Origin of the sequence: Halorubrum sp. CBA1125 (genome assembly GCF_009742825.1) — an archaeon.
Taxonomy (GTDB): domain Archaea; phylum Halobacteriota; class Halobacteria; order Halobacteriales; family Haloferacaceae; genus Halorubrum.
Window position 1 is genome coordinate 1 of sequence record NZ_WPCE01000111.1, and the last position, 9,926, is coordinate 9,926.

General features: G+C 67.1%; 11 protein-coding genes, 3 tRNA genes and 1 pseudogene. 6 read left to right on the top strand and 9 right to left on the bottom strand.

Features of this window, described 5'->3' with window-relative positions:
- The 9 genes and pseudogenes from rpsI to GJ633_RS10580 form a co-directional block, all read right to left on the bottom strand.
- The coding region (rpsI, locus tag GJ633_RS10540) for a 30S ribosomal protein S9 (RefSeq protein WP_156588799.1) at positions 1–160 on the bottom strand (160 nt) is incomplete at its 3' end.
- Positions 154–603, bottom strand: coding sequence for a 50S ribosomal protein L13 (locus tag GJ633_RS10545; RefSeq protein WP_156588800.1), 450 nt, complete (start codon positions 601–603; stop codon positions 154–156). The genes GJ633_RS10545 and rpsI, both read right to left, overlap by 7 nt.
- Positions 600–953, bottom strand: coding sequence for a 50S ribosomal protein L18e (locus GJ633_RS10550; protein ID WP_156588801.1), 354 nt, complete (start codon positions 951–953; stop codon positions 600–602). Before GJ633_RS10550 ends, GJ633_RS10545 begins: the two co-directional genes overlap by 4 nt.
- Positions 954–992: 39 nt before the next feature.
- Positions 993–1,077 (bottom strand) — tRNA-Leu (locus tag GJ633_RS10555).
- 149 nt (positions 1,078–1,226) lie between these two features.
- Positions 1,227–1,979, bottom strand: coding sequence for a DNA-directed RNA polymerase subunit D (locus tag GJ633_RS10560; RefSeq protein WP_156588802.1), 753 nt, complete (start codon positions 1,977–1,979; stop codon positions 1,227–1,229).
- 1 nt (position 1,980) lies between these two features.
- Positions 1,981–2,370, bottom strand: a complete 390-nt coding sequence (locus tag GJ633_RS10565; RefSeq protein ID WP_004046448.1) for a 30S ribosomal protein S11 — start codon at positions 2,368–2,370, stop codon at positions 1,981–1,983.
- A gap of 6 nt (positions 2,371–2,376) precedes the next feature.
- Positions 2,377–2,903 (bottom strand): annotated as a pseudogene (locus tag GJ633_RS10570) (30S ribosomal protein S4).
- On the bottom strand, positions 2,900–3,424 hold the full coding sequence (locus GJ633_RS10575; protein WP_156588803.1) for a 30S ribosomal protein S13: 525 nt from the start codon (positions 3,422–3,424) through the stop codon (positions 2,900–2,902). The pseudogene GJ633_RS10570 and the gene GJ633_RS10575 overlap by 4 nt, the downstream one beginning before the upstream one ends.
- 57 nt (positions 3,425–3,481) lie before the next feature.
- Positions 3,482–3,567 (bottom strand) — tRNA-Ser (locus tag GJ633_RS10580).
- Positions 3,568–3,792: 225 nt separating this feature from the next.
- On the opposite strand from GJ633_RS10580, the gene GJ633_RS10585 reads away from it, so the two are divergent.
- The 6 genes from GJ633_RS10585 (at position 3,793) to GJ633_RS10610 (ending at position 9,766) form a co-directional block, all read left to right on the top strand.
- Positions 3,793–4,833: a zinc-binding dehydrogenase gene (locus GJ633_RS10585; RefSeq protein WP_156588804.1), complete on the top strand. Its 1,041-nt coding sequence runs from the start codon at positions 3,793–3,795 to the stop codon at positions 4,831–4,833.
- Positions 4,823–5,176 (top strand): hypothetical protein, encoded by a 354-nt coding sequence (locus tag GJ633_RS10590; RefSeq protein ID WP_321169019.1) that lies wholly within the window; start codon positions 4,823–4,825, stop codon positions 5,174–5,176. The genes GJ633_RS10585 and GJ633_RS10590 overlap by 11 nt, the downstream gene beginning before the upstream one ends.
- Positions 5,177–5,278: 102 nt before the next feature.
- Positions 5,279–5,857, top strand: coding sequence for a (d)CMP kinase (cmk, locus tag GJ633_RS10595; RefSeq protein ID WP_156588806.1), 579 nt, complete (start codon positions 5,279–5,281; stop codon positions 5,855–5,857).
- A gap of 16 nt (positions 5,858–5,873) precedes the next feature.
- The gene (locus GJ633_RS10600) at positions 5,874–6,863 is read left to right on the top strand and encodes an RNA-guided pseudouridylation complex pseudouridine synthase subunit Cbf5 (RefSeq protein ID WP_156588807.1); all 990 of its coding nucleotides are present in this window, start codon (positions 5,874–5,876) and stop codon (positions 6,861–6,863) included.
- 95 nt (positions 6,864–6,958) lie between these two features.
- Positions 6,959–7,029: transfer RNA gene (locus GJ633_RS10605), tRNA-Pro, on the top strand.
- Positions 7,030–7,921: 892 nt separating this feature from the next.
- Positions 7,922–9,766, top strand: coding sequence for an SLC13 family permease (locus GJ633_RS10610; RefSeq protein WP_156588808.1), 1,845 nt, complete (start codon positions 7,922–7,924; stop codon positions 9,764–9,766).
- Positions 9,767–9,926 lie beyond the last annotated feature (160 nt).

Sequence of the window (9,926 nt, forward strand, 5' to 3'; positions counted from 1 at the left end):
CCTCGCCGGCGATGCGGAACGGCTCTAGCATCTTGAGCCGCGCCTGCTCCGGTTCGACCAGCTCGACGGGCTGGGAGTTGATGCGAACGCGACCCTCGCCGTCGCGCACCGTTGCGCGGGCGACGGCCGTCTTCTTCTTGCCTGAGGTGTTAGTTACCATGTGACGTTGGCTCCCAGGGACTCGGAGACGTCCCCGAGCGTGGTGAATTTGATGTTCGAGAGGCGGTCGAGCGACGTCCCGTCGAGCACGACGGGATCGACGTCCTCGTCGCGCTCGTAGGGGTTCCCGACGTAAACGCGCACGTTCGAGAACGCCTCGCGGCCGGCGTCCGTCTTGTACGGGAGCATGCCGCGGATGGCGCGCTTGAAGATCCGGTCGGGGCGCTTCGGGTAGTACGGCCCGCTGTCGGAGCCGAGGTTCGCGCGCGTGTGGTACGTCTCCAGCGTCGCCTCCTCGTTACCGGTGATGACCGCGCGCTCGGCGTTGATCACGGCGACCGTCTCGCCGTCGAGGACGCGCTGGGCGACCTCCGAGGAGACGCGGCCGAGGATGCAGTCGCGGGCGTCGACGACGACGTCCGCGTCGATGGTCGAGAGACTCATCGGATCACCCTGACGTTGCTGCCTTCGGGGTTCTGTTCGACAAACTGTTCGAGCGGGATCGCCTCGCCGGTCTGGTCGATCTTCGTGCGGGCGGTGCCCGAGAAGTCGACGGCCGCGACGGTGACGTTCGTTTCGAGCACGCCGCTGCCCAGCACCTTGCCGGGAACGACGACCGTCTCGTCTTCCTGGGCGTACCGTTCGATGCGACCCAGGTTGACCTCGGCGTGCGTGCGCCGTGGCTTCTCCAGCCGGTCGGCGACGTCTTGCCACACGTTGGCACCGGAGTCGCGCGCGACCGACTTCAGGTCGGCGATGAGGTTCTGTAGTTTCGGATTCGTCTTGCTACTCATAGCTGTCCCTCCTGTGTGGAGAGTGTCTGGAAAACGGAGTGCAGGGAGCAGGATTTGAACCTGCGGACCTCTACAGGACAGCGCCCTGAACGCTGCGCCGTTGGCCTGACTTGGCTATCCCTGCGTGCACTCCTGCGTAATCCGGCTCCCTTCAAACCACTTTCGGTCCCGCCGTTCGCCGGGCGACCCGGCGACGCGCGGGATCCGACCCGGCGTCGCGACTACGAGCAGGGGCGAGCGCCGGTGCGGTGGTTCGGGAAGCCATCATTCGCGTTAGACCGCGACTTTCGTCTGTAGTTCGTCCGCGCGCTCCTCGATGGTGTCGATCGCGCGGAGCAGCAGTTCCTCGACGCTGAACGAGCCGTCCGTCTCGATGTGGAAGACGAACGCGCCGGGGACGTCCTCGACGCTGAGCTCTTTTCCGGGATACCGCTCCGAGAGGTCGTTGTCGAACTCGTCGGTGAGTACGACCTCCCCCTCGGGGGTCTCGATGACCCCGCGGAGGATCCGCGGCTCGTCCTCGTCGAACTCGCCGCGGTCGCCCTCGATCGAGACGCGCTGGAGGTGGCGGTAGCCGACGGAGACGCCGCCCTGGTGTTTGGCGTGTTCCTTGCCGGCCTCCAACACCGCCGTCGCCTCGAGTTCGAGGCGCTGTCCCTCCTTCAGCTCGATGATCGGGACGTTCTCGTCGGCGACCTCGACGAACGGGTCGCTGCTCTCGATGTCGCCGGAGTAGGCCGTCGCCGGGCCTTCGACGTCGAGCGCGAGGGTAACCTCGTCGCCGACCTCGAAGTCGTCGAGCGGCGTCGTCAGGGGAACCAGCCCCAGCCGAAGCCCGATCATCTCGTCGAACATGACGGAGGAGTTCTCGACGAACCGGACGGTGTCGATCGAGAACGTCGGGACGTCGGCGATCATCGCGCGGCGGATACCGTTGGCGAACGCCGGGGTGAGCCCGCGGATCAGCACCCGCGCGCTGCGGTCGTCCCGTTCGACGTACTGGACGTCGAAGTCGTCTCCCGTCATGTCAGACTCGCTTGTTCTTCGGCGCCTTCGTCCCGTCGTGCGGGATGGGTGTGACGTCCTCGATCCGGCCGATTTCGACGCCGGCGCGCGAGAGCGCTCGGATCGTCGCCTGGGCACCGGGACCGGTGGATTTGTTGAGGTTGCCGCCGGGGCCGCGCACGCGAACGTGCACGCCCTCCAGGCCGGCGTCCTTGACGCGCTCGGCGACGACCTCCGCCATCTGCATGGCGGCGTACGGCGACGCCTCGTCGCGGTTCTGCTTCACCACGGTGCCGCCGGACGACTTCGCTATCGTCTCGGCGCCCGTCTCGTCGGTGACCGTGATGAGCGTGTTGTTGAACGACGCGTACACGTGGGCGATTCCCCACTTTCCGTCTTCGGATTCACTCATGGATGTTCACTCCTGTGACTCCGCTCGCTCGGGGTGGAGATCGTCCGCGAGCGGGCTGTTCTCGTCGAAGGCGATGGCGCCTTCGTCGTCCACGTCGACCTTCACCGAGGGACGCGTCACGCGCGCCCCGTCGACCGTGATGTGGCCGTGGACGATGAACTGGCGGGCCTGCTGGGTCGAGGACGCGAACCCCTGCCGGTAGACGACCGTCTGGAGACGGCGTTCGAGCAGGTCGGTCACGTCCAGCGACAGGACCGTCGAGATGTCGTCGTTGTCGCCGAGGACGCCGATGCGCCGGAGCCGGGCGACGAACGCCGCGCCCGCCTCCTGGGCGGCGTCGACGTCACCCTGGGCCTCGCCGAGCAGTCGGCGCGCTCGCGGCGCATGTTGCGCAGCTCGGACTGGGCGCGCCAGAACTCCTCTTTGTTCTTCAGGCCGTACCGGGAGATGAGGTCGGCCTCCTCGGCGATGCGCTCGCCCTGGTACGGGTGGTTCGGTGTCTCGTAGCCCTTGGTGTTTTTCCCCGTACTCATTCTTCTTCACCCGCTTCCTCTTCTTCTGCCATCTCCTCGCGGATCTCCTCGACGTTGACCCCGATGGTCCCCTCCGAGCGACCCGTGGACTTCGTGCGCTGGCCGCGGACCTTCTGACCGCGCTTGTGGCGCACGCCCTTGTACGATTCGATGATCTTCATCCGGTTGATGTCGTGGCGACGCTTCTCCTCGACGTCGGTGCCGACGAGGTGCGTCGTCTCTCCGGAGAAGAAGTCGTTCTGTCGGTTCGTCATCCACGACGGGACGTGGTCTTCGAGGTTCTCGGCGATGTCGACCACCGCGTCGATCTCCTCTTCGTCGAGGAGCCCGAACGTGGCGTTCTTGTCCACGTCGGCCTTCTCGGCGACCAGCCGCGCCGTGCGCGTGCCGATGCCGTCGAGTTCGGACAGGCTTCGCTCGACCGTCTTCGTCCCGTCGAGGTCCGCGCCCCCGATCCGGACGAAGTACTGGAGGTCTTCCGCCTCCTCCGGCGAGCCGTCCTGTGATTCTTCCGTGCTCATGTGTTGGTTGTGGTGAGCCCTACCGGCGCGAATCCGGCGGTGCTCGGTCCGTTCGAGCGTTGCGGCGGGGATTCGAACCCCGGAGGCAGTGACGCCACAGAGTTAGCAACCCTGCGCCTTGGGCCAGGCTTGGCTACCGCAACCCGCGTTGTATCATCGCCCTCTCGGACTCGGGGTCCGGTACCCCTGCAGTTCGTGCATCCGTACGGTCCCGCCTTCGCTACTTAAACATCACGAAAGCTGCGGGGGGATGCGCCCCGATCGCACGGGCGTGAGGACCCGTATCGTGCACCGAGGGAGATAGTCCCTGAGGCGAAATCGCGGCCGGTTGGCGTACTGTTTAGTGGCTGCCGGGGGTGGATTTCGGTATGCAGGCCGTCCAGTTCGACGCTCACGGCGACCGCGACGTGATCGAGTACGGCGAGTTCCCCGACCCCGAGCCGGCCCGTGACGAGGTGCTCGTCGACGTCAAGGCGGGCGCGCTCAACCACCTCGACGTCTGGACGCGGCGCGGAATGCCCGGAATCGACCTCGATATGCCCCACGTGCCGGGCAGCGATGCGGCCGGCGTCGTCGAGGCCGTCGGGGAGGACGTGACGCGCTTCGAGCCCGGCGACCGCGTGGCCGTGAGCGCGGGCGTCTCCTGCGGCGAGTGCGAGTTCTGCCGCGACGGCGAGGAGTCGCTCTGCGCCTCCTTCCACATCATCGGCGAGCACGTCCGCGGCGTCCACGCCGAGAGGGCCGCGGTGCCCGCGGCGAACCTGGTGTCAGTCCCCTCGGGCGTCGACTGGGAGGTCGCCGGCTCCGCCTCGCTCGTCTTCCAGACCGCCTGGCGCATGCTCCACACCCGCGCCGACGTCGAGGCGGGCGAATCGGTGCTGGTCTTGGGCGCCTCCGGCGGCGTCGGCCACGCCGCGGTCCAGATCGCCGACCACGCGGGCTGTGAGGTGTTCGCGACCGCCTCCACCGAGGCGAAGCTCGCGCACGCCGAGGACTGCGGCGCGGACCACGTCATCGACTACGAGGCGAACGATTTCGCCGACGCGATCGCCGAGGTGACCGGCAAGCGCGGCGTCGACGTCGTCGTCGACCACGTCGGCGCGGCGACGTACCCCGACTCGCTGCAGTCGCTGGCGAAGGGCGGCCGACTCGTCACCTGCGGCGCGACGACCGGCCCCAACCCCGACGCGGGGCTGAACCGGATCTTCTGGAACCAGCTGTCGGTGATCGGCTCGACGATGGCGACGCCCGGCGAGGTCGACGACGTCCTGTCGCTCGTCTGGGACGGCACCTTCGAGCCGCGCGTGCGAGAAGTCCTCCCGATGAGCGAGGCCGCGCGCGCCCACGAGCTGATCGAGAACCGTGAGGGCTTTGGCAAAGTGGTCGTTAAACCGGACAGTGAGCTCTGAAACGGACGGCGACGCCGGCTACGTCCACACCCCGGAGACCGACAGCGGGGAGGCCGGACCGACCGACACGCGACCCGGTGAGTCCGGTCGGACGGCCACCGCCGAGCCCGATGCGGCCGTTTCCGAGTCCCAGGTCGACGGGTTCGGCCGGAAGGGCTGGGCGCTGACGGCCGTGCTCTTCACCTGCGTCCTCATCATCCCCGGGATCATCTACGTCTACCCGTACGCGGCGGGGTCGTTCGGGTTCACGTTCTTCGCGACGTACCTCGCGCTCCCGCTCGTTCCGGCGGCGCTTTTGGGGCTGGTCGCCGTCTGGTCGATGACCGCGGCGACGCGCGACTGACGAACGCGGCGGCGACGCGCGACCCACGAATGCCGCGACGACACGCGATTCACGGACGCGACGAACGGCAACCGTTTTGAACGACACCCGCACAGTAGCGATATGTTGATCACCGTCTCCGGCCCGCCGGGCAGCGGGAAGAGCACGAACGCCGCGGGACTCGCCGACGCGCTCGACCTCGACCACGTCTCCGGCGGCGACATCTTCCGCGAGATGGCCGCCGAACACGACATGACGCCGGTCGAGTTCAACGAGTTCGCGGAGGAGGACCCGCAGATCGACCGGGACCTCGACCGCCGGCTCCACGAGATCGCGACCGACCGAGACAGTGTCGTCCTCGAATCCCGCCTCGCGGGGTGGCTCGCGGCCGACCACGCCGACTTCCGGTTCTGGTTCGACGCACCGATCGCCGTCCGCGCCGAGCGGATCGCCGAGCGCGAGGGGAAGCCCGTCGACCGAGCGAAGGCGGAGACCGAACGCCGCGAGGCCTCCGAGCGGAAGCGGTACCGCGAGTACTACGACATCGACATCGACGACCTCTCGATCTACGACGCCGCGTACAACACCGCGCGGTGGAGCCCCGACCGGTTCCTCGACGTCCTCGTCGCGACCGTCGAGGCGTACGACCCGGACAGCGACGAGGGGAAGGCGCCGATCGAGGGCGTCAGCTACGACTTCTGAGGCCGCACCCACGAAGATGACCAACACTCCGAACCGCGACGACGCCGACAATTCGGCCCGCGACGACCCCGCGGGCCGTCTTCGATCGCCGCCCGAAGAGCGGTCCGTCCCGGAACTACTCCGGTTCGGCGTCGTCAACGTGGACAAGCCCGCGGGTCCCTCCTCACACCAGCTCTCCGCGTGGGTGCGCGACGCGGTCAACGAGACCCTGGCCGCCCTGGATCCAGACGGCGAGCCGATCGACGGGGTCGCGCACGCGGGCACGCTCGACCCGAAGGTCACCGGCTGTCTCCCGACGCTGACCGGCGACGCGACCCGAGCGGCGCAGGTGTTCTTGGAGGGGAGCAAGGAGTACGTCGCGGTGCTGGAGCTGCACGGGTCGCCGCCGGCGAACTTCCGCGAGGTCGTCGCCGAGTTCGAGGGAGCGATCTTCCAGAAGCCGCCGCGCAAGAGCGCGGTGACCCGCCGGCTCCGCACGCGGACGATCCACGACCTCGACGTGCTGGAGATCGAGGACCGGCAGGCCCTGCTCCGGGTGCGGTGCGAGTCGGGGACGTACGTCCGGAAGCTGTGTCACGACCTCGGACTCGCGACGGGGATCGGCGCGCACATGGGTCACCTCCGGCGGACGGCCACGGACCCGTTCGACGACCGCGACCTCCGTCCCCTGCACGACCTCGTCGACGCGCTTGCGTGGGTCGAAGACGGCGACGACGACCTCTTCCGCGAGGTCGTCCGCCCCGCCGAGGACGCCCTCGTCCACCTCCCGTCGGTCACGATCGCTCCCTCGGCCGCCCGGAACGTCGCCACCGGTGCGCCGGTGTACGCGCCCGGCGTCATCGACGCGGAGACGAGCGATGCGACCGCGGACGGCGACGGCGAGTCTGACTTCCCGCTCGTCGCGTGTCACACGCCCGACGGCGCCGCGGTGTGTCTCGGACGACTCGTCGGCGACCCCGACGCGGAGTCGGGAGTCGTCGTGTCGCTTGAGCGCGTGCTGGTGTGACCGGGACGCGACGCCCGACGAGGCCGAACGACGGGCGCCGGGCGAGTGAAACGAAGTCCTTAATTACCGGACACACATTTTCCACGATGCGGTCAGGGACCGTGGGGTAGTGGTATCCTCTGCGGATGGGGTCCGTAGGACCTGAGTTCGACTCTCAGCGGTCCCATCAGAAATTTTACTGGCCTTCATTATCAGGAGTTTTAGCACCATCTAACGCCCGAAAACCGCATTCGGGGGGGGGGATGCGCTATGAACCGTCATATCGGCGGTTCCGACGACTCCAGAACCTGTCGGCACTGTGGCGGCCACGTGTCAGATCGCTTTTAGTCAGTCTTCGGCGATCAGGACGACGTCGCACACCGCTGTCTCGCGTGCGACTGCTTCCGACGCGTGAGCCGCGGCAGCGCCGCCGGCGTCAACGTCGACCTCCCCGACCCGCAAGAGTTTCCGCACCGGAACCGAGGCGCGTAGTCGTTCGGGCGCTGAATCGTCCCTCTGGGGTACAATCTGACATGATTTTATGTAGCAAGACCCGGCTAATACGAGTATGAGGGAAGGCGGGCTTAAAGAGCGGATACGAAACATAGGAGGGTCACAACGCGGACGCCGGAGGATGGTTATCCGAGTCGTTCTGATTGTGGTTCTCACGGCACTTGCTATCGGAATTGGAGTGGCGCTCGGTACTCGGTTGGCCGGAGGATTGCCGGTATGAGACTCGACGACAGTTCCGGTCTTGAGGCGTAAAGCGCATCCCGCTCAACCGACGAGAACGACGTGGTCGACACGCCGATCGAGCGACACAGCCTCCCGAACAGGAGATCGCGTCCGACTCTCTATCACTTCCCGGACACAAGGATTCAACTGAGAAATACCTCAAGAGTACACAGAACGCCTGAGATAGGGATACGAGGTCGAGTCGGTTCTGCAACTGTGACGGGGCCCGCGTACGGGTTCGTCAGCCGACCGATACTCCGCGAGGAAACCGCTCGACCACTCGACTTGCCCGGTGAGACGGACGGGAGGAGTAGTCGTAAGTAGGTGAGGGATGTGGTAGCCGCATGGTCGTCGCCGAGCTGTCGACGGGGACGCTGGTCGTGTTCTGTCTGATCGGCGTCGCGCTCGTGCTCTTCGTCACCGAAGCCCTCCCGAACGACGTCACCGCTATCGGGATCATCTTCGCGCTGGCAGCGCTGGAACCGTGGACGCAGGTCACGCCTCGCGGAGCGATCTCCGGGTTCGCGAACACCGCCACGGTCACGATCATCGCCATGTACATGCTCAGCGCGGGCGTACAGAACACCGGACTCGTCCAGCGGCTCGGAATCTCTCTCGCCAAGTTCACCCGGAACGACGACAGGCGGGCGCTGGCCGCGACCATCGGCGTGACCGGGCCGCTCGCGGGCGTCATCAACAACACCCCGGTGGTCGCCGTCTTCGTCCCGATGATCACCGACCTCGCGCGAGAGAACGGGATCTCGCCGTCGAAGCTCCTCCTCCCGCTCTCGTACGCGGCGATCCTCGGCGGAACGCTCACGCTGATCGGAACGGCGACGAACCTGTTAGCCAGCGAGTTCGCCGCGACGCTACTCCCTCGCGGGCCGATCGGGATGTTCGAGTTCACCCCGCTCGGCGTCGTCGTCCTCGCCGTCGGCCTCGCGTACCTGATGACGATCGGACGGCGTCTGACCCCGGCGCGCGTTCCGGTCGAAGCCGATCTCGTCGACGAGTTCGACCTCTCGGACCACCTCGCGTCCCTGCGGGTCGGACCCGACGCGACCGTCGTCGACCAGGGGATCGACGAGTTCGAAAGCCGGGCCAGCGGCGGGGTAACGGTCCTGCAGATCCGTCGAGACGGAGAGACGTTCGTCGGGGCAGACACCGACCAACGCCTGCGACGAGGCGACGTGCTCGTCGTGCACGGCCCCCTTCAGGCGATCAACCGGACGCGAGAGAAGTTCGGCCTCTCACGTCTCGCGGGGAAGTCGGTCACCGAAGAGACGTTCGACGAGGCGGCGTCCGACGGAACGCTCGCGAAGGCGGTGGTTCCCGAGGGGTCGAGCTACGTCGGGGAGACGCTCGCCGAGACACGACTCGGGGAGTTCCACCGTACGACCGTACTCGCCGTTCGGCGGGACGAAGAACTGATCCGGGCGGGCTTCGACGAGGTCCGGCTCGAGCCGGGAGACCTGTTGCTCGTCCAGACGACCGGCGACGCGATCGAGTACTTCGGCGAGACCGGCGACCTCGTGGTGACACACGACGACGCGTTCGACCGCCTGCGCGAAGAGGACCTCGAACAGATCGCTCCGCTGTCACCGAAGACGCCGATCGCGGTGGCGATCATGGTCGGGGTCGTCGGCGCCGCCGCGCTCGGCGCGGTGCCGATCGTGATCGCCGCGTTAGGCGGCGTCTTCCTGATGACCGTCACCGGCTGTCTCTCGCCGACCGACGCCTACGACGCGGTCGCCTGGAACGTCGTCTTCCTCCTGGCCGGGGTGATCCCGCTCGGGCTGGCGATGGAGGCGACCGGCGGCGCGGCGATCATCGCACGGGGGCTCGTCTCGACCGCGGAGTTCCTCCCGCTCGTCGCGGTGCTCTTCCTGTTTTATCTCGTCACCGGGCTGCTCGCGAACGTGATCACGCCGGTCGCGACGGTCGTGTTGATGATCCCCGTCGCCGTCGACGCGGCCGCCGCGCTGAACGCGAACGGCTTCGCCTTCCTCTTGGCCGTGATGTTCGCCTCCGCGACCTCGTTCATGACGCCCGTCGGCTACCAGACCAACCTGATGGTGTACGGTCCCGGCGGCTACAAGTTCACCGACTTTCTCGTCGTCGGCGGACCGTTACAGCTGCTCCTGTCGGCGGTGACGACCGTCGGTATCGTTCTTTTGTGGGGGCTGTGACAACGGGGTGTGTGGCGTTCTATCTGACAACACGTACCTTGCCGGTCGGAATGGACGTATTGAGTTCTGTTGAAATCCCCCGTAGGTGTACATTCTAACCCGGGTTCGCTCAATACAGACGAAGGAACGATCGATCCGCTGTTGCGGTGGCGCGCCTGCG

Bases quoted from the DNA above. Each gene is read 5' to 3' on its own strand.
- GJ633_RS10545 (WP_156588800.1), bottom strand. From the start codon at position 603: ATGAGTCTCTCGACCATCGACGCGGACGTCGTCGTCGACGCCCGCGAC.
- GJ633_RS10550 (WP_156588801.1), bottom strand. From the start codon at position 953: ATGAGTAGCAAGACGAATCCGAAACTACAGAACCTCATCGCCGACCTG.
- GJ633_RS10560 (WP_156588802.1), bottom strand. From the start codon at position 1,979: ATGACGGGAGACGACTTCGACGTCCAGTACGTCGAACGGGACGACCGC.
- GJ633_RS10565 (WP_004046448.1), bottom strand. From the start codon at position 2,370: ATGAGTGAATCCGAAGACGGAAAGTGGGGAATCGCCCACGTGTACGCG.
- GJ633_RS10575 (WP_156588803.1), bottom strand. From the start codon at position 3,424: ATGAGCACGGAAGAATCACAGGACGGCTCGCCGGAGGAGGCGGAAGAC.
- GJ633_RS10585 (WP_156588804.1), top strand. From the start codon at position 3,793: ATGCAGGCCGTCCAGTTCGACGCTCACGGCGACCGCGACGTGATCGAG.
- cmk (WP_156588806.1), top strand. From the start codon at position 5,279: ATGTTGATCACCGTCTCCGGCCCGCCGGGCAGCGGGAAGAGCACGAAC.
- GJ633_RS10600 (WP_156588807.1), top strand. From the start codon at position 5,874: ATGACCAACACTCCGAACCGCGACGACGCCGACAATTCGGCCCGCGAC.
- GJ633_RS10610 (WP_156588808.1), top strand. From the start codon at position 7,922: ATGGTCGTCGCCGAGCTGTCGACGGGGACGCTGGTCGTGTTCTGTCTG.